Origin of the sequence: Anabaena cylindrica UHCC 0172 (assembly GCF_034931625.1) — a bacterium.
GTDB classification, from domain to species: Bacteria; Cyanobacteriota; Cyanobacteriia; order Cyanobacteriales; family Nostocaceae; genus Anabaena; species Anabaena cylindrica_A.
Genome location: NZ_JAYGGY010000086.1, coordinates 49,202 through 72,335, shown reverse-complemented (window position 1 = coordinate 72,335; position 23,134 = coordinate 49,202). Strand labels below are relative to the sequence as shown.

17 protein-coding genes are annotated in these 23,134 nt (G+C 38.1%); 6 read left to right on the top strand and 11 right to left on the bottom strand.

Features of this window, described 5'->3' with window-relative positions; all coding sequences use genetic code 11:
- The first annotated feature begins 123 nt into the window (after positions 1–123).
- The 3 genes from gap to VB713_RS18320 all read left to right on the top strand — a co-directional run bounded on the left by gap (position 124) and on the right by VB713_RS18320 (position 3,883).
- Complete coding sequence (gap, locus tag VB713_RS18330; RefSeq protein WP_323312946.1) at positions 124–1,149, top strand: type I glyceraldehyde-3-phosphate dehydrogenase; 1,026 nt, start codon at positions 124–126, stop codon at positions 1,147–1,149.
- A gap of 132 nt (positions 1,150–1,281) precedes the next feature.
- On the top strand, positions 1,282–2,712 hold the full coding sequence (gene pyk / locus VB713_RS18325; protein ID WP_323312945.1) for a pyruvate kinase: 1,431 nt from the start codon (positions 1,282–1,284) through the stop codon (positions 2,710–2,712).
- A gap of 169 nt (positions 2,713–2,881) precedes the next feature.
- A complete protein-coding gene (locus VB713_RS18320) occupies positions 2,882–3,883 on the top strand; it encodes a transaldolase (protein ID WP_323312944.1) in 1,002 nt (333 codons plus the stop codon).
- Between the two features lie 170 nt (positions 3,884–4,053).
- On the opposite strand, the gene VB713_RS18315 is transcribed toward VB713_RS18320, so the two are convergent.
- From VB713_RS18315 to VB713_RS18295, 5 genes are all read right to left on the bottom strand, one after another.
- Positions 4,054–6,495: an ABC transporter substrate-binding protein gene (locus VB713_RS18315; RefSeq protein WP_323312943.1), complete on the bottom strand. Its 2,442-nt coding sequence runs from the start codon at positions 6,493–6,495 to the stop codon at positions 4,054–4,056.
- Positions 6,496–6,662: 167 nt separating this feature from the next.
- Entirely contained in the window at positions 6,663–7,784 is a 1,122-nt protein-coding gene (locus VB713_RS18310; RefSeq protein WP_323312942.1) for a DUF1822 family protein, read from the bottom strand.
- A gap of 6 nt (positions 7,785–7,790) precedes the next feature.
- Complete coding sequence (locus tag VB713_RS18305; protein ID WP_323312941.1) at positions 7,791–8,456, bottom strand: sigma-70 family RNA polymerase sigma factor; 666 nt, start codon at positions 8,454–8,456, stop codon at positions 7,791–7,793.
- 158 nt (positions 8,457–8,614) lie between these two features.
- On the bottom strand, positions 8,615–9,370 hold the full coding sequence (locus tag VB713_RS18300; RefSeq protein ID WP_323312940.1) for a DUF2207 domain-containing protein: 756 nt from the start codon (positions 9,368–9,370) through the stop codon (positions 8,615–8,617).
- 111 nt (positions 9,371–9,481) lie between these two features.
- Entirely contained in the window at positions 9,482–10,300 is an 819-nt protein-coding gene (locus VB713_RS18295; protein ID WP_323312939.1) for a hypothetical protein, read from the bottom strand.
- 178 nt (positions 10,301–10,478) lie between these two features.
- Here VB713_RS18295 and VB713_RS18290 point away from each other — a divergent pair, with 178 nt between their 5' ends.
- The 3 genes from VB713_RS18290 to VB713_RS18280 all read left to right on the top strand — a co-directional run bounded on the left by VB713_RS18290 (position 10,479) and on the right by VB713_RS18280 (position 13,063).
- Positions 10,479–11,237 carry a prolipoprotein diacylglyceryl transferase gene (locus VB713_RS18290; protein WP_323312938.1) on the top strand — a complete coding sequence of 253 codons (759 nt, stop codon included), beginning with the start codon at positions 10,479–10,481 and terminating at the stop codon, positions 11,235–11,237.
- Positions 11,238–11,271: 34 nt separating this feature from the next.
- Complete coding sequence (locus VB713_RS18285) at positions 11,272–12,693, top strand: radical SAM protein (protein WP_323312937.1); 1,422 nt, start codon at positions 11,272–11,274, stop codon at positions 12,691–12,693.
- A 61-nt stretch (positions 12,694–12,754) separates the two neighbouring features.
- Positions 12,755–13,063 carry a hypothetical protein gene (locus VB713_RS18280; protein WP_323312936.1) on the top strand — a complete coding sequence of 103 codons (309 nt, stop codon included), beginning with the start codon at positions 12,755–12,757 and terminating at the stop codon, positions 13,061–13,063.
- A gap of 155 nt (positions 13,064–13,218) precedes the next feature.
- Here VB713_RS18280 and VB713_RS18275 read toward each other — a convergent pair whose 3' ends face one another.
- From VB713_RS18275 to VB713_RS18250, 6 genes are all read right to left on the bottom strand, one after another.
- The gene (locus VB713_RS18275; protein ID WP_323312935.1) at positions 13,219–14,820 is read right to left on the bottom strand and encodes an HlyD family efflux transporter periplasmic adaptor subunit; all 1,602 of its coding nucleotides are present in this window, start codon (positions 14,818–14,820) and stop codon (positions 13,219–13,221) included.
- Between the two features lie 97 nt (positions 14,821–14,917).
- Positions 14,918–17,923 carry a peptidase domain-containing ABC transporter gene (locus tag VB713_RS18270; protein WP_323312934.1) on the bottom strand — a complete coding sequence of 1,002 codons (3,006 nt, stop codon included), beginning with the start codon at positions 17,921–17,923 and terminating at the stop codon, positions 14,918–14,920.
- Positions 17,924–18,002: 79 nt separating this feature from the next.
- Positions 18,003–18,728 carry a peptidylprolyl isomerase gene (locus tag VB713_RS18265; protein ID WP_323312933.1) on the bottom strand — a complete coding sequence of 242 codons (726 nt, stop codon included), beginning with the start codon at positions 18,726–18,728 and terminating at the stop codon, positions 18,003–18,005.
- Positions 18,729–19,297: 569 nt separating this feature from the next.
- The gene (locus tag VB713_RS18260; RefSeq protein ID WP_323312932.1) at positions 19,298–20,143 is read right to left on the bottom strand and encodes a COP23 domain-containing protein; all 846 of its coding nucleotides are present in this window, start codon (positions 20,141–20,143) and stop codon (positions 19,298–19,300) included.
- A 153-nt stretch (positions 20,144–20,296) separates the two neighbouring features.
- Entirely contained in the window at positions 20,297–21,430 is a 1,134-nt protein-coding gene (locus VB713_RS18255; protein WP_323312931.1) for a CO2 hydration protein, read from the bottom strand.
- Between the two features lie 102 nt (positions 21,431–21,532).
- Positions 21,533–23,032: an NADH-quinone oxidoreductase subunit M gene (locus VB713_RS18250; RefSeq protein ID WP_323312961.1), complete on the bottom strand. Its 1,500-nt coding sequence runs from the start codon at positions 23,030–23,032 to the stop codon at positions 21,533–21,535.
- Between the last annotated feature and the right edge of the window lie 102 nt (positions 23,033–23,134).

The window sequence follows — 23,134 nt, the reverse complement described above, 5'->3', positions numbered from 1 at the left end:
CCTTAAAAGATGCCAGCTAAATCAGCTTTATGCCTTTTGTGACTGTAAGAATCAGCTAAGTCAGACTAAGATTAACCCGGTTAATCATCCTTAGTTGAATCCTCAAAAACAGGAGGTTTAATTTTGACGAAGTTGAAAGTTGGTATTAATGGATTCGGTCGGATTGGACGACTTGTGCTTCGTGCTGGTCTTACTAACCCCAATATTGAATTTGTAGGAATTAATGATTTAGTTCCACCTGATAATCTTGCTTATCTCTTAAAGTATGACTCTACACACGGTAAATTAAAGAACAAGATAGAAGCGAAGGAAGATGGCATAGTTATTGATGGCCATTTTGTCCCTTGTGTGTCGGTGAGAAATCCAGCGGAATTACCTTGGGGTAAATTGGGTGCTGATTATGTTGTGGAATCAACAGGACTTTTTACTGACTATGCAGGGGCTGAAAACCACCTGAAAGCAGGTGCAAAGCGAGTAATTATTTCTGCACCTACAAAAGAGCCAGACAAGGTGAAAACATTATTGATGGGTGTAAATCATCATTTGTTTGACCCTGCTAAAGATTTAATTGTTTCCAATGCAAGTTGCACTACAAATTGTTTGGCTCCCATTGCTAAAGTTATTAATGATAACTTTGGTTTAGCTGAAGGATTAATGACTACAGTCCACGCGACGACAGCTACCCAACCCACGGTAGATGGCCCCAGCAAAAAAGACTGGCGCGGTGGTAGGGGTGCAGCCCAAAATATTATTCCCTCTTCGACAGGGGCTGCTAAAGCGGTGGCTTTGGTTTTACCAGAGTTGAAGGGTAAGTTGACTGGTATGGCTTTCCGGGTTCCTACTCCCGATGTCTCGGTGGTTGACTTGACTTTCAAAACTACTAAAGCTACCAGTTACAAAGAAATCTGTGCAGCGATGAAAAAAGCTGCTGAAGGTGCTTTGGCAGGTGTTTTAGGCTATACCGATGAAGAAGTGGTATCTACTGACTTTCAAGGTGATGCCCACTCTAGCATCTTCGACGCAGGTGCAGGAATTGAACTGAATGCTAATTTCTTCAAGGTTGTTTCTTGGTATGACAACGAGTGGGGTTATTCTAACCGTGTCGTTGATTTAATGTTGTCAATGGCAAAGAAAGAAGGATTGATTTAGGTGACAGGTTATGGGTGATTGGTGATTTGGTAATGGGGAAAAAATTATTCCCCCTGCACCCTGCTCCCTTCCCCCTGCCTCTTCTTGGGCTTAACGGGGTGCGCTACTTTACCGTTATTCCCTATTTTTGTTATGCGTCGAACTAAAATTATCTGTACTGTTGGTCCTGCTACTTCTGCACCTGAAAGGCTGCAAGCTTTGGTAGAAGCGGGAATGAATGTGGCACGGTTGAATTTTTCTCATGGGGCTTATGAAGTCCACGCGCAAACTTTTCATCATCTCCGCCGGATTAGTAGCGAGTTGCAAAGACCGATCGCTATTATGCAAGATTTATGTGGGCCGAAAATCCGTTTGGGGAAGTTACCACCAGAAGGTTTAATGCTGGAAGCTGGTAGCGAAGTTACCTTTTTATTGCAAGATACGGGTGAAACTATTGATGAGTTACCCCTACCGCTACCCACTTTGTTCGCTATGGTGCGTCCTGGTGAACCAATTTTAATTAATGATGGTCGGGTAAAGTTGACTGTAACGAGTCGTGATGCTGATAAAATTCGCGCTCATGTGGATATTGGGGGTTTAGTTTCCACTCATAAAGGTGTCAATTTACCCGCCACACCTTTACCTGTAAGTTCGATTACAGAAAAGGATTTAATGGATTTGCGGTTTGGGATTCAGTTGGGTGTAGACTGGGTGGCAGTTTCTTTTGTGCGATCGCCTCAAGACCTGGAACCAGCCAAAAGAATGATTGAAGCTGCTGGTGCTAAAATTCGCCTCATTGCCAAAATTGAACGCGCCGAAGCCTTAGAACAACTAGATGCAATCATCGAAGTTGCTGATGCAATTATGATTGCTCGTGGTGATTTGGGCGTAGAAGTACCCATCCACACAGTCCCTCTGATTCAAAAAGACATTACCCGTCGCTGTAATCAAGCTGGTAAGCCAGTTATTACCGCTACCCAAATGCTGGAGTCGATGATTAGCGCCCCAGATCCTACCCGCGCTGAAGCTACCGATGTGGCTAACTCGATTTTGGATGGTACGGATGCCGTCATGCTTTCTGGAGAAACCGCTGTGGGACAATATCCCATCGCTGCTGTGCAGATGATGCACAATATCGCTGTGGAAACAGAAACAGCCCTCAAACCAGGTAGTAGACATTCCTGGAATCATGAAGCCGGTGGTCTGAGTGTAACGGAATCAGTAGCCCAAGCAGTTTGTCGAATTGCTTACGAAACTGGAGCTAAAGCCATTCTTTGTAATACTACATCAGGCAGTACCGCCAGACTAGTTTCTAAATACCGTCCTCTGACTCCGATTATTACCCTTACATCTGAGGCAACTGCTTACCGACAATTAGCCCTATCTTGGGGGGTAGAGCCTTTGCTGATTCCACCGGTTTATAATGCAGAGGAGATGTTTACCAATGTGGTCAACACAATCGTCGATATGGGTCTAGCTAAAAAAGATGACAAAGTAGTCATTACCTCTGGTGTCCCAATTGGTATGTCAGGAACAACTAGCTTAATTAAAGTGCATTCTATTGGACAGCCAATCACGGCATGAGACATCTAAAATGGGGCTGAGGAAGTGAGCAGTTTTAGCTGTGCTTAATTAGCTTTCATTAGGCAATCGTTAAGAAAAATTGCCAGAATCGGAATTTTGTGGAAGATGAAAGAGTTTAAATAACTGGGGATTGGGTAAATCCTAAACCAAAAAAATCACGGAGTATGTTATGCCTAAGAATTTACTAGAACAATTGCGGGCAGTAACCGTTGTCGTAGCTGATACAGGTGATATTCAATCTATTGGCAAGTTTAAGCCCCAAGATGCTACCACTAATCCCTCACTGATTACCGCTGCGGCACAAATGCCAGAATATCAGGAAATTGTTGATCAAACTTTACTTAAAGCCAAAAAAGATGCGGGTGCAGGTGCGACCCCATTAGATGTAGCTACTCTAGCTTTTGACCGCTTGGCGGTATCCTTTGGATTGAAAATTTTGCAAATTATCCCCGGTCGTGTGTCTACAGAGGTAGATGCTCGTTTATCCTACGATACTGAAGCGACTATCGCTAAAGCACGGGATTTAATTGCTCAATATAAAGCTGCTGGTATCTCTAAAGAGCGGATTTTGATTAAAATTGCTGCTACTTGGGAAGGTATCAAGGCGGCGGAAATTTTGGAAAAAGAAGGCATTCACTGTAATCTGACTTTACTATTTGGTGTGCATCAAGCGATCGCTTGCGCGGAAGCTGGTATCACCCTCATTTCTCCTTTTGTAGGACGTATTCTCGACTGGTACAAGAAAGATACCGGAAAGGATAGCTACCCCGCAGCAGAAGATCCAGGTGTATTGTCTGTCACCACAATCTATAACTACTACAAGAAATTCGGTTACAAAACTGAAGTTATGGGCGCAAGCTTCCGTAACATCGGCGAAATTACCGAACTTGCTGGTTGTGATTTGTTGACCATCTCACCTGCGTTGTTGACAGAATTACAAAACACTGTCGCCGAATTACCCCGCAAACTTGACCCTGCCAAGGTTACAGGTTTGTCAATTGAAAAAATTTCCGTTGATAAAGCCACCTTTGACAAGATGCACGCCGCAGACCGCATGGCATCTGATAAATTAGCTGAAGGTATTGATGGCTTTACCAAGGCTTTGATTTCTCTAGAAAAATTACTGGCAGAACGCTTGACTCATCTTGAAAGCCAAAAGGTGACAGCCTAATCATTTGAGATAATTGAGCTACCTTTAACCTCTTTAGACGATGTTAAACATCTCCAGGAGTTAAATGTGCATTTTCTAGAATCTTTGTAGAGACGTTCCATGGAACGTCTCTACATTATTTACCACCAGATATCTAAGGTATGTAACGTCTCTAATAGATCAGCAATTACCTATTTGGGTACAAAGTTGTAACCAGTCGGCGCTTGAGGATCTGCTTGTATCTGAACAATTACAGCTTTACCGATTCTATCGCCAGTGCGATCGCCCCATGATAAAAACTTAACTATTCCTGTCACACCTGAAAAAGAGAAATTATTATTTAAAGCTTCTTGAATACCTATTCTCGTGCTAGATTTTTTTTGCATAGCAACAGCCAATGTTTTAGTCGCATCAAAAGCCATAGCTGTACGCCAAGTAATTAAGTTTTGTTCACCCCAAAGCCTATTTGTATTTTTTACAAATTCCTGATTATACAAAGCATCTATTTTCCAAGGTACTGCCATAATCATACCATTAACTGCATCCCCCTCAGCAAGGGTTTTTTTAGTTTCTAAACTGGGATTTCCTAATAATAAAAACTTGCCTTGATTACTTTTAGCGAATTCAATAGCTGGATTAATTCTATCAACTTGAGGATTAAGCAGAATAGTACTTACCTTTTCCTCAATTGCACTTTGAATAATCTTCTCACTTTGAAAGTTATCAGCAGCAAAATCGCACTTAATATCACTAATTAGTTCCAATTTTCTAGTATTCATGGCATTAACAAAAACCTGTTCAAAAGACTGATCTGCGGCTTTAGAATCACTACAAATCAAAATCTTATTTTTCCCAGTTTTTTTAGCATATTCAGCCAAAGCTTCCGCAGTTGCAGTGAAACTAATTACAGTTCTATAAATATAATTACCATGAGTTCTGTCTTGACGATCAGTTAATTTTGTAGAACTACTAGTTGGCGACATCATCACCAATTTTCCAGCCTGATATATATTAGAAGCTGGTAGACTAGCATCACTACTATTATGACCAACAACCGCTAAAATATCTGCATTTTTCACAAATTTTTGAGCAACTTGTTGAGCAATTTCTGGGTTATTATCATCATTGGCAATTTGTACTTGTAAAAACTTACCATTCACCCCACCATCATTATTTATCTCTTGTTGCGCCTGTGCGACTCCTCGGAGAATTTCTTGCGCTACTGGAGGATTACTACCTATAGGTACAGCTACACCGATTTTAATTACTTCTTTGTTATCAATCTTCGCATTTTCTAAATATATTCTAGCTTCTGGATCATTAGGATACTCTTGTAAATAAGTAGTAAATTTTTTAATGGCTTGATTGTAATTTTTCCATCGAAATGCTTTTATAGCTTTTTCTTTATCTAAATTAATCACCGAACTAAATAATATTTTCTCTCCATAACTAAACCGATTTTGCAATTTAAATTCCTTTAAAATCAGCCATAAAACAGCACCCATTATTACTAATAACATCGTAGCTATAACTGATCGTAAAGCGATCTTTTGTAAATTGCGAGGTTGGGGATATTTAAGTAATGCTGCGGCTGGATTTTGAAAGATTACAGGTATCCAAGAAGCACAAGGATATTGATTTTCTAATTCTTCCTGTAAACGCACACGCGCTTGTTGAACAGAAGTATATAAAGATTCCCCAGATGCAAAAACTGTGAGAAAATATTCTAGAAAATGTTGAGCAACAATATCAGGAACAGGTTCTCGCATCACAATAGTATAAGGAATCCTCAAATTAGCTAAATTGCGTGCTAATCCTAATCCATCACAAGAATTAAAAATTGCTAATTTCAATCCTTTTTTTACAGCATATCCCAATGAATGACGTAACTGTAAAATTGATAAACTTTCATGATCATTAATTTGAATTTCTCCCCAACTATCACCTTCTTGACTGCAACTATGTCCAGCAAAAAATAAAATATCCCAAGATTGATTCCATAATTTATCTACTAAATCTTGTCGTGAAGGTTGCAACAAAGGTTCAATAATTGCACCTGGTAATTTTGCTGTCAATGCTTGTAAATCTGGTTGAATATCAATTCCTTCACTGTTTCCTAAAATCGCCAGAATTTTCACCGGACTTTTTAATTGAATTTTTGATGGTTTATACTCTGAACTAATCACAACCTCTGGTTGAATATGACTAGTATGAAATATCTCCCATAAATGCCAAGGAAGTCTTCTTAACAGTGAATCTTGTGTTTCTAAAATAAAGCGGACATTATCCCATTCACCGATTTTTTGTAAAAATTGCCGTTCTAATTTTCTTACAGACGGCTGATTTAACCAATCATGAAAACTAGATTGGAATTTTTGAGCAGCAGTATTACAAACTTCAGTAGTAGATACATTAGTTATTTGCGTTTCAGGAACAGTAATTAACCAATTTCCAGGCAATTTATAATAAGCTGATTGCCATTCATAATAATTTTGAGGAATTTCTAAATCTGCTGGAAACCTGCCAGAAATCTCTGCGAAATGAGGTTTACCGTCTTCCCCAATTCTGATTTTGACTGGAAATCCTTTTTCAAAACTACCTTCCCCAATTTCAAATATTACTAGCTTACCCACTGTTTTACCTTAATTGATTTGTCTACTTAAATGACAAATTTTTCTGTGCTAGTCTATGTAGGTTGGGTTGAGGTACGTTCACATAGTGTGCCGGAGGCATAACCCAACAAATGCGTTGGGTTGCGCTGTCGCTTAACCCAACCTACAAAAAATGGACAAGGTATTGTTTAAATGACAAACTTTTCTGTAATGGTTGCATTATTTAGAGTAACCCGAATCTGGAATTTTTCACCTAGTTCAGCACAAAATTTTAATTGGATGTAATTATCTCTTTGTTCTCTAGCTTGAACTTCTAAAAATGGCTGTCCATTTTCATATAGTCCTGCTAATAATAAATCTGTTGGTAAATAAGGTTGATTCCCTATTGGATATACCCGTAAAAGCACAGCAAAACTTTTATCTAGCTTGGGTAAAATCGCCACCATTAAAGCTACAGAATTTCCTGCTAACTGCATTCCTAAATCCATAATTCGTCTAGCAGTAATTACAGGATGATTTGGTGCTATTGTCCATAGAACTTCTGCTAGAGTCCAACGGATTTCTTCATCATCAGTAGTTTGTAAAAGATGAATAAGAATATCTGTTACTTCTACATCCGAATCAACTAACAATGTTGATGGCAATATTTTTTGCCAACTGTGCTGGGGATATAATTGTTCAATAACTTGCCAAACTTTTTTGGGTGTGTCTATTTCAAATCCCCGCACTTTCGGAGAACGAAAGGCTAATTGCGGACTTTTTTGTAAAGCTAATTCCTCAATACTTTGCCATTGGGATGTATATATTCCTTCTAACCATTGTCTTAATTGTACACCTGAAAATTGATGATAATGTTCTATGAAAATTTCTAATGGTTGTAACTGTTCTAAATTGATTTTTGTTGTATTAACTTCAGGTAAAAATCCTTTAATTTCTGCTTCTTGACAGGTTTGATTAATTTCTACTACCAAATAACCAAAACGATGATGCCAAACTTCAGGAGGAATATGACAAAATTCTTCTCCTGTTCTGATATATCTACATTCTAAATGTCCGATTCCAGTTAATACTAAATCTGCAACATCTCCACCCATTCTTCCCCAAGAATCCCAACTATAACTGGCTTCTAATGCGGTAGAAATATCTAACATTTGCAAATAATTATTCACAACTTGCACAGCTAAAGTGTTCAAATATACGAGTTTAGCTTTTTGTTGATTTGGTTGTTCTTGGGCAAATTGTAAAGCTATATCTCGGAACTTTGCAGAAATAGGAATAGAAACGCTTTCTTGTTCAGTAGGATAATTCATGACTTGCTATATATCAAAGTAACCTTCGTTATCAAAATAAGCTTGGGATTTACCAAAATTGAGGAGACGAGGAAAGCACTGACGTTGATAGAAATTGCTAAGAGTTGCTATGGGTATACCAAACTCCACAGATAAATCTATCCAAGATGTTTCCGGTGGTAAACGACGGGAAATTAAAACGTAACAATTAACATCTGGACGATCTCTGATATGAATACGTTGTAGTTCTAGAGAATTTGTTTTTAACCATTCTTGAATTTCATTTAATATTGGTCTGGGTTCTGGTGGTGCAGGAATTAAATTTGCAGGATCTATTTGTTGTTCATTGTCTTCTAGGAGTAAATTAAATTTATTTTTTTGTTCATAATAATTAATTCGTTTATCTTGCAAACGATAACCTAAGTAATTATTAATCCAAGTGATCACGCTACTTTTCTCAGGATTATATGGTTCTTTTGCAGTAGTTGCTTCACAGAGATTGCGACAAAAAAACCACCAAGTTTCCTGCAAAGCTTCTTCGGCATCAGGTATACCAACTCCGCGCAATAATTTACCTGTTTTTTGAATCAGTAAAATAATCTGATTAAGTCCTTTTTGACGGGCAATACTACCTCTAGAGTGTTGACAGGTTTCTTGAACAAGTTGGAGGATTTTTGCTTCTAATTCATCCATTTGCTTAGGTTAATTGAATCGTGATATATAATACCATTGTTTTTATTTTGTTATTATCTCGCCTCAATATTTATCTTTGTTTTCCTCTAATGGTGGTAACAATAAATTCTTGATAAGTCCAGTTGAGGGTAAATTTTTTGCATTGAGGACATTGGCGATTATTGATTGCTAAAATTATTTTTGAAAAAAACTAGTACAAATAACCCAGCCAGTATAATAATTTGCCAATTGTCCCAGAAGTTACCTTGTTGCCAATTAGGTTTAGTGATATTGAGAATGTTGTTAGGAAATGTAATCTGAATTTCTAAGTTTTCCTGTGGTTGAATAGGCTGAGTAGCAATAAATTCAAATTTTCTAGGATTTACTTGGCTGGCTGTAGCCGCAGTACCAAAATTTTTAAATTTCAAGACTTTACCCGATAAAGCTTCCGGTAATTGTACTTGAACCTTTGCCGCTTGAACTGGGGCTTGGCGATTTGCAAAAATTGCTTTCCAGTCAATCTGAGTATTTTTGTTATTGATATGTAATGCACCAATTACACGATATTTTAAAACAAATGTGTGGACTTTTGGTGGTTTTAATTGATGTTGCCAACGAATCCAAAATTGATTATTTTCAATTCCGGTTTCACTAGGAATGATTTGATTATTTTCTGCAACTGTTACATCCTTAATTTCATCAACTTTATCTAAGCGAATATAGCGATATCTTTGGTTGGAGTGATCAGATTTAAATACATACTTTTGCGTTTCTGTAATTAACATATCTCCGTTTGTTTGCACGTCGATGTTAACGTTGATATAGTCCCAATAAAACGGTAATTCTTGGGCAACAGCATGGGTAAATGTAATCAGAATTGTTACTAATACAGCTATTAAAGAAAACCCAATTCTTCTCATCAAAAATTTATTCATATTTTCCTTTTCTCTGCGTCCTTTGCGCTACGCCAGTTGCTATAAGTCGGCAGAGCCGCCCAACGCACTGGCTCCTCTGCGTGAGACAAAAATTAATAGCCTAGAAAACGATTAACCACCACCACCGCAGCCACCACCACCGCAGCCACTACTACCGCAACCACTACTACCGCAACCGCTACTACCGCAACCACTACTACCACCACCACTGCTACCACCACCACCACTTTTAGCAGATGTAAATATCACAAAGATTACAAAACCAACTACTATCAAGAAAAACCAGAATCCTATAGAATTTTCGTAACTTTGGGAACTTTGGGAGTTGCTATTATTTGATGCTAATAAAATCTGAGAATTGGTGATGATTAATGTCAAGGTAAACAAAAATGCTAAATAAAAATGATCGGGAATAAAACGAGAAATATTGATGTTGGGTAACTGAAAAACAGGTTTAGGTAAAACCCAATTTTTGTGAGTATCTACACGCTGAAAATTAGCATCTTTATCAAAACGAATATGAGAAGCTGGCCAAATATCTATGGGTGGAGTTTCTCCAAAAAACTGTTCGTAACTGGCTACAGTATTCAGATACCAATTATTAAATTTATTATATTCTTTGTTACCACCACGAGTCGGACCATGATCTAGTTTTATTCCTAATATTCGACAAAAATCATCCCAATAAGATTGGGTATATGTTAAATGTAAATGCCAAACTTGATCTACTTGATCAGATGGTGTAACTGGATGTCCGGAGAAAACAGCAATAACTGCAAATTTTTTATATTCATCAATTACACGCTGAGTATATTCAATTGTCCAGTTATTCTCTCTTGCTAATCTCTGACTAAAAGAGAAAGAAACGTTTTGTTCATCTAAAGAAAATTCCTGAAGGCGTTGATACAATTCTGCTTGTTGAGGATTCATAGATTTTGGGAATTAATCTTGTTTCTATGAGTTCTTCTGTCAACGCAGAGTAATGTTATCTATCTGTTTACAAAACTTTACAATTATGGAAGGAACGTCCTAAAATAAAGTGAATTTACTGAACTATACTAAAAACGGATGAATACTAGCTCCTATCTCCAAGATCCTCACAACTGAGATGAAATTCCCTTTCTACTTATATCTGGGTTCGTTCCCAATTCATCCCCATATCTTATTTGAATCCATTGCTTATGCGATCGCATTCCGGCTAGTATTGCGTAATATCCATAAAGACTCAATTCAATCTAGTCAAAGAACTTCGGTAATCGTTGGGGGAATGGTTGGGGCGCTATTGGGGGCAAAGTTATTAGTTGGCATACAGCATATAGATTTACTTTGGGAATATCCTAAACAATTCTTATTACTCTTACTCCAAGGAAAAACAGTCGTCGGTGCATTATTAGGGGGATTAATCGGTGTTGAAATCACTAAAAAAATGATTGGTGTTACTAAATCGACAGGTGATGTCTTTGTTTATCCCTTAATAGTTGGAACTGCTATTGGGAGAATTGGTTGTTTTCTTGCCGGATTAAGCGATAAAACCTATGGTGTTGCCACTACATTACCTTGGGGAATCGATTTTGGTGATGGTATTTCTCGTCATCCTACACAACTGTACGAAATTATATTTTTAATGAGTTTGATTTTATTATTAAACTTTCGCCAAAAATATCAATATCAAGAGGGTGACATATTTAAGTTTTATTTAGTCACATATTTAGGCTTCCGTTTTTTAGTAGATTTTATAAAACCTGATTTTCGCCCAATTATAGGTTTAAGTGCTATTCAAATTGCTTGCATAATTGCGGTTATTTACTACTATCGAAGTATCCTACACCTGTTTAAATTTACTCGCACGATCAAATATTTTTCCTAATTTTAGCTATAGCTGAACACTAGAATAAAAAATCATGCCAACTCGCAACTACCTTTTCTACGCTTTAACTAATAGTGTTTGTTCCAAATGTCTTGTTAAAGTTGAAGCAAAAATTATTTTCCAAGATGACAAAGTTTATTTAGTTAAACATTGTCCCACTCACGGACGTGAAGAAGTTTTAATTGCTGATGATATTGAATATTATAAACAATCCCTAGAATTTATTAAACCTGGGGATATGCCATTAAAGTTTAATACGCCAATTGATCGAAGTTGTCCCTATGATTGTGGATTATGTCCAGATCATGAACAACATAGCTGTTTAACTCTAATTGAAGTTACCGACAGGTGTAATCTTTCCTGTCCAATTTGTTACGCTGATTCTGGTGCTGAGGAAATTTCTCAAAATTCACAGCAATTACGTCGTCATCGTACTTTAGCAGAAATAGAATTCATGATTGATGCGGTTGTTGCCAATGAAGGAGAACCGCAAATAGTCCAGATTAGTGGCGGAGAACCAACAATTCATCCAGATTTTTTCGAGATAATTGATATTACCAAACGTAAGCCCATTAAGCACCTGATGATTAATACTAATGGGGTGCGAATTGCCAAAGACAAAGAATTCTGTCAGCGTCTGAGTGAATATATGCCAGGAATCGAAATCTATCTACAATTTGATAGTTTTGAAGCTGAAGCTTTAAGAGAATTACGTGGTGCTGATTTAAGAAGTGTTCGTGAACAAGCTATAGATAATTTAAATGAATACAATATTTCTACAACTTTAGTTGTGACTGTGAAAAAGGGTTTGAATGACCACGAAATTGGAAAAATTATTGAATATGCTTTACAGCAAAAATCAGTCCGTGGTGTCACATTCCAGCCAATTCAAGCAGCAGGAAGACTAGAGGGATTTAATCCTAAAAAGGATAGATATACTCTCACTGAAGTTCGTAGAGCAATTTTAGAACAAAGTCCTTACTTTCAACCTCAAGATATTCTTCCTGTACCTTGTCATCCTGATTGTTTAGCAATGGGATATGCACTGAAAGTTGATGGTAAAGTGATTCCCCTAACTGGGTTAATAAATCCAGAAATGTTTGTAAAAATTATGCCAAATAGTGTACTTTATGAGCAGAATGAAGAACTAAAACGTCAAATTTTTGAATTATTTTCCACAAGTCATTCACCAGTTTCTGCCGCAAGTTCTTTAAAGCAGCTTTTGTGCTGTTTGCCAATGCTTCCTGTTCCTGAAGGGATCACCTACTCGAATATTTTTCGAGTCATGATTGTGCAGTTTCTTGATCCTTTTAACTTTGATGTGCGTTCAGTAAAACGTTCCTGTATCCATATCGTACATCCTGATGGTAGAATTATTCCTTTTGATACTTTTAATATGTTTTATCGTGAAGGTAGTACAGGCAATCATTTAGTACAGCACGGAAAAAAAAATTAACCTTAGTTCATTTTTGAGAATATATTTATGATTATTCTATTAACTTACATAAATTAAAAAAATGTCACAGCAAGATGAGCGTTTAGAAATATTTAGAGGATTAATTATATTACTGGGAATGCATTTTATCAGTGGAATAGTAATATTTATTATTGGTTTTACTCTTGGTTCTATAATTGGAGGTTATTCGGTACTTTATGTTTGGATTGGAGGTAGCTTAGGCTTTTTTTTAATCCAGCTTTTATATGTTATTCCCTTAGTATTGCAATTTAAAAGAAAAGGTAAAATTGCCAGAATGAAAGGAGTAATTATTGGTGCGGTGATTACTGCTTTGTTAAATGGTGCTTGTTTTTTAAGTTTTTATCGTTAAATTTGTTAGTGATAGAGTCAAATTTAGCTTGAAGTAGTTGCTAATAAATTTAAGATTAAGCTAGAACGTGCCTAATTTGATTGGGGAGGCAAGAGGGATGCCCACCCCACAAAAATTAGACTTGTTTAGCTTATATAGTTTAAATACGGAAAAGCTTAACGCACTTCTTTGAGACTCTCAACTTGCTTGGTAAACATTTCTGTGAACAAACTCATGACTGTTCGTTCTTCACGCACTTTAATGTTGGCAGTAATTGACATACCAGACTGTAAAGGGATGTTTTTATCTGTCATTTCCAGGTATTGTTTATCTAAGCTGATAGTAGCTGGAAATCTATAAAATTGATGAGTCTGATCTGGAGGTAAAGCATCTGAACCAATATCAATTACCTCACCTTTAATATCGCCAAACTGGCTGAAAGGGAAGGAGTCAATTCTGACATCTACCTTCATACCTTTGCGGACAAACCCAATATCTTTGTTGGTGATAAATACATCAGCAATATATTTATCATTGGGAACAATTTGTAATAATTTTTGGGTGGGGTTGGCTACAAAACCAGGATTTTTAGCTTGCATATCAAACACTATACCCGCTACAGGGGCGCGGAGTTCTTGATATCTAATATTCAATTGTGTCTGCGAAATTTTACTGGTAATATCTGCTAATCGCTGCTCGTTATCCAGGATAATTCTCATGAATTGGCTATCGACTTCTGCAATCCGCTTTTTGTTATCAGCTATCTTATCCAAAACAGATTTATCAGAAAATGCCACTGTATTAGTTACTTCTTGTTGCCTTTTTTGAATATCAAACTGAAGGCGTTTTTCTTCTTCCAATAATTGTGCTACTTCAGCCTTGAGAGTTTGTACTTGCTGTTGCTGGTTAAGATATTGAAGTTGAGAGATACCACCTTCTTCTGCTAAGATTTTGAGTTTACTTAAAATACCTTCCTGAATAGCTAAACTACTTTGAGTGTCTTGTCGTTTTAATATTGTTTGAGATAATTGTTTTCTCGTTTTTTCTACTTCTAAATTTGCTGCGGCAGATCGGGAATCTAATTCTGTTTTAGCAGCTATGAGACGTTGTTGTTCGTCAATGCCATTCCCTGATTCTGTTCCTGCATTTCTCAATTGAGAACGCAGTAGTTCATTTTCTGCTACTAAGGATGCTCGATTTTTGAGGAGAAAGGCAGATTCTGCTGGTAATCTACTCCGTAAAAAGTCTAATTCCGATGCTGTACCTATACTTGCTCCCATCAAGCGTCGATAAATATCGTTTTCTTTGGTTAAAGCCACTCGAATTTTATTTAAGGAACTTAATTCAGCTAAAGTGGCAATAGAATCAAAAGTTAAGAGTAAGTCTCCAGATTTTACTTCTTGCCCGTCTTTGACATAAACAGATTTCACTACACCACTAATGGGAGCTTGTACTTCTTTAACTGTTCCTTCTGGCTTTAATTGACCTGTTGCGGGAACTACTTGCTCGATTTTAGCGAAATTAGCCCAAGCAATCCCAAAACAGGCTAACCCCATCAGGGTGATCATGATGGTGCGTGACCAAACAGGAGATTGACGTAAAACTACAGATTGCTCGAAACTATCCTGATAAGGGGCAATTGAAGAGTTTTTTGCTGCTTTTTTTGGCAGTGTCAGTACTTGGGAATCTTGCTTTTTACCGTTACCGTTACCGTTACCGTTACCGTTACCGTTGCCGTTGCCATTACCATTTACATGATGCCCATTAAGTAGAGTCATAATAATTTTAGATTTTAGATTGGTGATTTTGAATTGAAAATTTAGTCAATAGGTTAAATAACAGATTTGCAGGACGGGTTTTAGCCGTCCATACAAATTACAAATTAACTTCTTGTTGTTGATAAAGATAGAAATAATGACCTTTGGTAGCCATTAATTCGTGATGACTACCTTGCTCTATTACCCTACCACCATCCATAACGATAATCGTATCTGCATTACTGACGGTATTCAGACGGTGAGTAATAAAGAAGACGGTAGTTCCTTGAAATGCTCTAGCTAAGTTGAGACCTATTTGTCTCTCTGTGGGATAATCTAAAGCGCTAGTGGCTTCGTCTAAAACTAATAATTTAGGCTTTTGTAGAATCGAACGTGCGATCGCAATTCTCTGTCTTTGTCCACCGGAAAGGGCTGATCCTCTTTCTCCTACTCTAGTGTTGTAACCATTAGGTAGGTTCATGATAAATTCATGAGCTACAGCAATTCTTGCCGCTTCGATAATTTCGTCGGTTGTAGCTTCAGGATTTGTCAGGGCAATGTTTTCTTGGACTGTGCCGTCAAATAACAGTGGATCTTGCGGAACGACTCCCATTTGCCGACGCAGTGAATAAAGTTCGACTTTGCCTATGTCGTAGCCATCAATCAAAATTCTGCCTGACTCGACGTTGTAAAGTCTGAGCAGTAATTTCATCATTGTGCTTTTACCTGATCCGCTTTGTCCAACAATACCGACAAATTTACCAGCCTCAAAATCGAGGCTGACATTATTGAGTTGGAGTGGTCCACTAGGGGCAAATCGGAAGGAAACATTTTCATATTTGACTGCACCAGAGATTGCAGGTAAGGGAATGTTACCCTTGTCTGCTTCTGCTTCTTGTGGGGTATCAACAATATCGCTGAGACGTTCTAAAGATAACCCAGTTTCTTGGAAGTTCTGCCAGATTTGCGCTAAACGCAATATGGGGCTAGTTACGTAGCTGGAGATAATTCTAAAGGCGATTAATTCTCCTAAAGTTAGCTCTCCTTGCAATACTAAATAAGCTCCCACCCACAACACTAGTAAGCCGCTGAGTTTGTTGAGAAACTGACTGGTGGAATTAGCCAAGGTGGAAGTGATGACAGTTTTAAACCCTGCGGCTACAAACTTAGCGTAACGTTCTTGCCAGGAAAAGCGCGATCGCAATTCAATATTTTGCGCTTTCACTGTCTGAATACCTGACATCACCTCAACTAAGTAAGATTGAGTTGCGGCGTTGCGTTCAGCTTTTACACGTAATTGTCGGCTGACTGTAGGGGCAGCAATTAACGTAATTACCACAAATAAGGGGATTGTCCCTAACCCCACTACCGTCAGTTTCCAACTGTAAAACAGCATGACGACGATATAAACCACAGAGAATAATGCATCTAACCCCACGGTTAGAGCAGTACCTGTGAGAAACTGACGAATATTTTCTAACTCATTGACACGAGTAGATAATTCACCCACCGGTCGGCGTTCAAAATAACGGAGTGGCAATCGCAGTAAGTGGTCAATAATTTGTGACCCCAAACTCATATCTATGCGATTGGTCGTATCCACAAATAAGTATGTTCGCAGTGTCGTAAGTATGGCTTCAAATACACCAACTGCTAATAGTAAAACCCCTAAAATATTCAGAGTGCTAATACTATTTTGAACGATGACTTTATCAATAATTAACTGAATAACTAGGGGATTAGCTAAAGCCGCCAATTGTACAAAAAAGGACGCGATGAATACTTCTATGAGGACGCGACGATATTTTGATAAATAGGGTAAAAACCAGCGCAAACCAAAGCGTTCTTGGGGTGTTTCCTGGGTGGCACTGAGTAATAATACTCTAAGTTGTGGCTGTAAATTGCTGTCATCAGTCTCTAATTCTTCTAGTAGTTTGCCCGGTTTAAGGCGGATAATGCCTTTGGAAGGTACACCTAAAACTACTGTATTTGCATCTACTGCATAGATAACAGCAAAACTATCACTATATTGAATTAATGCTGGTGCGGGAATACGTGCAATTGCGGCAGCGGGAACATCTACTAATTGGGATCTAAGTCCAATTAATTCTGCTAAATAAGCGCAAAGTTGAAAGGATATACTCCCTTGGCGTTTCATTTGCTCATTTAAAATCCGCCGCACTACCTCCTTCCGGAAGGGAATTTCTAGGTGCTTGGCGAGCATTTGGAAGCAAGCAAGGGTTGAATTTAATTCACCTTGGGCGCGAAAAAATGGATAGTTTTGATGTTTTTGTTTAACTTGTGGTGTATCAGATGGTGATGGAAAAACTTCCTCTGTTGATGCGTAAGGAATGTCTAACTCATCGCTGATTTGTAATTGACTAGCTGAAAGTTCCTGTTCTACTTGATCATCATTCAGGAATAATAAATCTGTGGGATTTATCCCTAGTAACCGTGCGGGAACGTTCCCTGTTACTTCGAGAACATTTTTGTCATTGCTAGATGCTAATTGAGAACCTGGTGAAAGATTGGTTACTGTACCACCACCACTAAAAAACCAGACGCGACTATCATCTAGTTGACTGGAGGAGGTTCTTCCTGGTTCTAAATAATGGATTTTTGCCCCTGATAAAGCTTGTTGGCTAATGTCTTTAAGATTTAAACCTGCGTTGGCTTGCTGGGCTAACTGGGGGCTGAGAACGTCGAATATTTCTATGATGTGACTAGAATTTTGACGTGCATGGGCAAAGGCTGGATTTTGGGAAAGAAGACTTAAATAATCTACTGTACTTAAAGTTAAGCAGATGACTTCGGTGGATGCGATCGCAGTTTCACAAGCAATCTGCCTCAATAAACTAATTTCACCAATTATCGCTCCCGGTTCCAGTATTTTTAAGGTAATTGGTAATTGGGTTTGGGGGTCATACGCTAACAGCCGGACTCGCCCTTCATAAAGAATTGCTATGCGGTCAGGTAGTTTTTCTTTACTAATTATTTTTTGACCTATCCGGTAGCGTAAGGCTTGTTGTTGTGAAACAAAGCGATTTCTTTCCGCTGTCGATAGTTGTTCAAATCCATCAATGGTGGCAATGAATTCTTCAAATGCACTCTTAATATAAGTCATGTTTATGAAAATTAATTAATTTACTGTTGGTTATGGAGTGAGTTATTGACTAGAGGTATTTATTCATATTGCTATCAATTTATCCTTCTAATTCTTTAATTTGCCAATTTTGTGCAGATGTTTGTGCTTGCAACCAACCCTGGAAACGTTCATTTAACAATCGCTGACGCAGTGGGCGATCCATCTGCGCCGGCAGTAATTTTTCCAATCGCACAATCACTATCCATTCTCCTATTTGAGTGGGCGGTGAAATTTGTCGTGGTTGGCTAGTAGATAAAATTTTCACTAGTGATTGATGAAGAGATTGTAATTCCACTGGACCAATTAAACCATCTGTTTGAGCTTCAGGCCCTTGGGCATATTCCCGTGCTAATTCAGCAAAGGACTGTTCTCCTTCTTGGATACGGAAATAGATTTCTTGAGAGATACCGATATCAGCAGTAGTAATTAGGGAATAGATGACTTTATCCAATTGAGGTTTACGCTGGAAGAAGTAAGATTCTAAATCTTTTCCCCATGAAGCTTCTTTGAATTTTTCTAGTTTTAATTGACGAATGGCCGTGCTGTTCAATTGCTCTGCATTTATTTCTTGTCGCCCTTGATATTGTTGAGCTAACTGTTCACAAGCAAGTTGTTCTTCTTGGGGCGTACACTCAATTTGGGCGATCGCTTGATCAATGATCACTTCTTTAAGTAATGGAGGAATTAATTGGTATTTAGCCAGTAATTGTAGAACTTCTGGGGCTGTCAGTATGCGTTGGCTATCCTCACCGGAGGCATCGCTAAATTGCAGAACTTGATTCATATCACTTGTGAACAGGGTTCCCACCGTTATAAATTGTTGTTAAAAACATAGTAGAAACAGATTATACCCCGTTTATCTATGGGTTAAGGTAAACAATTTTTACAACTTAAGACCATGTCTTTAGCTCTCTTTCTGTTTGTGAATGCTTACTAAAAATCAGAGCATTAATAGAATATTATCTTTCTTGTCAACCTTAGTAACAAAGGTATCGATACCAGATATCGTACCAAACTATCACAATTTTTTTAATTTGCAAGCTCAAATTGGCAGTCATATAAAAAAAACTTTTGAAAGTTAACATCTGAATTATGAGATTGTTATTCAAATCTTGACCTTAGCGTCGATATCGTTAATTTTCGAGAAAAATTACTATTTTTTAAAATTTTAAAAATCAATCAAAGGCAAAAGCCTCTTTGTCAATAGGTACAAAGAGGCTAAGATTGTATTCATAGCAGACATCTGTTGAAAATCTTATCTAGTCAGGATTTGAGAATTTCAGCAAGCCCTAATTACACTGGCTACTACTTGATTAATACTACAAAAACCCTAACGTAAGATACATTCCACGATTAGCGGAATAAGCGGGGATTCAAGATAGTACTATTTTGTGGTCGAGAAGGACGACCAATTGAGACTCCATTTCGCAAGTTGCTTGCTGTACCACCATCTTGGGGATCTAGGAACGGTTTCAAATTAATGCCATTTTTAGATGAATTCACCCGATTATTACCGCCACCTAAAAGGCTGCGTCCCAAGTTGTATAATTCGTCTGCGCCTCCTTGGTTACGATTAGCATAGGTATTAACAGCTATGGTTTGCTGTCCATTGTCAGCAGTGGCCAAGTTATTGAAAACACTACTGCGGATAGCGTAAGGATCTTGACCACGGGGTACTGTCAGGACAATCCGACAACCAGAGTTAGCCTCAGTGGTGACACAGATAATATTTTCGTTATTTTCTACAGCTATCTGGAGTTCTTGTAAGCCATCTGGGCGATATAATTCTAAACGACTTGCGATCGCTTCACAGCGATTTTGTGGTGTCCAACCACCACCCAAAGCTTGAGGTGCTGCCCAAGCAAAGAATTGACCTGGTTGACTTTGGGGCTGGTACATTACAGTATACCTACCATTGTAATATTGACAGCTAAATCTTGTGCTGCTGTTAACAGTATTTGAATTCGGTATATTAGTGGATGATCCTGATGGCACTGTTGTTGATGATCCTGATGGCACTGTTGTTGATGATCCTGATGGTACTGTTGTTGATGATCCTGATGGTACTGTTGTTGATGATCCTGATGGTATTGTGGGGACAACAACACTATCCACTTGGGCAAAGGCTACAGAATTGCTAAGAAGTAAGGATAAGCTAAGACTACTCAAAAATAAAACCTGAAGTGGTTGTAATGACATAATTCAACCTTTAAATATTTCACTGATACATCTAGTGACGGAGAATTTTATTTTTTGATTCATCTGAGAAGCCTATTTTTTCTTTTTGTTGTTTAAATTGTTCGGTCGCATACACTATTGATACAGGCTACAAACAGTATAATCGCGCTTTACTCAAGATTTATTCACTGCCAATATCTGCGAGTTTTTTAACCTATCCATCCATTTTTCTAAATAAACACGATTAGCTGTTTGCTCAGATGGATCTTGTGTATCTAGAGGATAAGGCAGTAATCCCAAAATAGTTGCTGTCGTGACGCAAAACATCGACTTTTGGAAACTCATACAAATCTGCACACGCAAATCATCTTCTCCTCGAAGACTGCGACGATAAATATCATGCAAATATTCTGGCAAATAGTGGCGCATATCCTGCATCAACAATGTGGGAGGAATCCCTGCACCACCTATAGGTAAAGGATCAGCGTATAATGCCCCATATTGAAATCGAGATTGATCAGGAGGAATTTGATAGGCTTGAGCGTTGAGGGAAACTGTGCCGGCAAAAGGGGTTCCCCGGAAAAAAATTGCTTCTACATAAGGAATAGCTGTATCTGCTAAGAAAGTTAAACCAACTGATTTAGAAATAATTTCATAGACTTTGTTGTCAATTGTGACATTATAAGTAATTGGTTTTGAAGCATCTGCGACTAAACCTGATTTGATGTGATCTACAACTTGAGGGATAGTTTTGATTTCGCCTATGTCATAGCGGTCTGATAAACTGAGGAACATATCAGCCATTACTCGCCAAAATTGACCTAAACCTGTGTAATAGGCTGAGACTCGCAACTGTTCTGTGAGAAAGTCAGGAAATAGTTGATTAAGCCCTAATATTAAAGGATTATTTTTAAATTTAGCAGCAATAACAGCTTGTGTTCTGGTTTTAAATTCTTCGGTATCTAAATATGTATCTAATCCACCACCACCATGCCACATCATGGCTTTCATGCAATATTCGGCATATTCAAAATTAATTCTGTCATGCCACCAGTGATGAAGTAATTTTGAAAAAGACATTTCGCCGTTAAAATATTTAAAAAAGGGAAAAAATATTAAAAATTGATGTTCAGCTATGTAAATAAGATTTTTGGAATAGGCATCTAAAACTACACCATAGCTTTTGAGAATACCCACCACTTCCATGACATTTTCTGGAGTGTCAGAAAGTAATGCCCCTCCAGTTTCTAGGCGTTGAATATATTCAGATAAAGGCTTATTAACAGGTTTCTTTTTAAGATTAACCATTACTATTTCTCCAGAAAATTAAAAATAAATCAAGGCTGAGGGAGAGAAATTGAAGAATTAGCTTGTAGTAGAATTCAAGCCCTACCACAAAACTAATATCTTTTAAGTTTTACCAAGTTTATCTACTGGTGCATTTACTACTAGACTTGGTGTATTTACCATTGCGGTGATTGTCGCTTGACTCCAATGCACTAACCAAGATGGTTGAATGCCGAAAATCACAATTAATAAAGCCAAGATAAATGCAGGAATGCGATCGCTCCAATAAACCCGTGGTAGGTTGGTAACTTGTGCAGATAACCGCCCAAAAAAGGCACGATTGAGCAGAATTAAGAAGTAAACCGCAGTTAAACCTGTACCCAGCATTGATAACAGGGTTTGTACTGGGAAAACCTCGAAACTGCCCCGAAAAATAATAAATTCGGAAATAAAACCTACCATTCCCGGTATACCAGCACTAGCCATGACTCCCAAAACTATCAAGGTGCCGATGACGGGCATACCTCGTTCTGGGTTCAGTAGTCCGCGAATAACATCTAAATCACGACTACCAGTTTTTTTATATACAACTCCCACCAATAAAAACATCATGGCAGAAATCAAGCCGTGGCTAATCATTTGCATGACAGCACCTAAGACGCTGAGGGGTGTGGCTGCTGCTGCTGCTAACAAAATATAGCCCATATGTCCAATAGAACTATAAGCTACCATTTTTTTCATATCAGTTTGAGCGATCGCACAAGATGCACCAAACAGGACACTAATTACTGCCCATGTTGCTAAAGTTGGTGCTACATATTCCCAAGCTTCCGGCAACAAGTTCATTCCAAATCTGAGTAAACCGTAAGTTCCTAATTTCAACAATACCCCAGCTAACAGTACAGAAATCGGTGTGGAAGCTTCGACGTGGGCATCAGGCAACCAAGTATGAAAGGGAACCAGGGGAATTTTAATGCCAAAACCTATCAAAATCCCTACCAGTAGTAATAATTGAGTCGCTAAAGGTAGATTATGGGCGTTGATGGTTGCTAGTCCAAAGCTTGGAGAATCACTTAACCAAACCATCCCCAGAAAACTAGATAAAATCAAGATTCCCGAAACTGCTGTATAAATCAGAAACTTGGTAGCTGCATAACCACGCTTTGCACCACCCCAAATTGCAATTAGCAGATATAGAGGAATTAGTTCTAACTCATAAAACAGGAAAAATAGCAATAAATCCTGTGCCAAAAATGCTCCTGTCACCCCAGTACTCAGGAGTAAGATTAACGAGTAATAAAACCTAGGACGCTGAAGAGATTCATCGCTGCTGTAGATGGCGATGGCAGTCAAAAGTCCATTCAACAATAATAATGGCAATGATAAACCATCTATGCCTAGATTATAGTTTAATCCCAAGGCATCTATCCAAGGCAGGGATTCAGCAAACTGTATGCCGACTTCCTCTGGATGAAACTGAATCGCCAGAAAAACTGTCCATAAAAAAATAATTACTGCTACGGATAAAGCCATTCTACGGGACATTTTCCCACTGATAGGATAGGGATAGAAACCGATGAAGGCAGCACCAAGTAAAGGCAGCAAAATCAACGTACTCAGCATCATAAGCAGTGAAGGAAATAGAGATGGGGAAGATGGGTGAGATAAAAAGAACAGATCCTAACTCAATACTCAGCACTCAATACTCAGCACTCGGTACTCAAT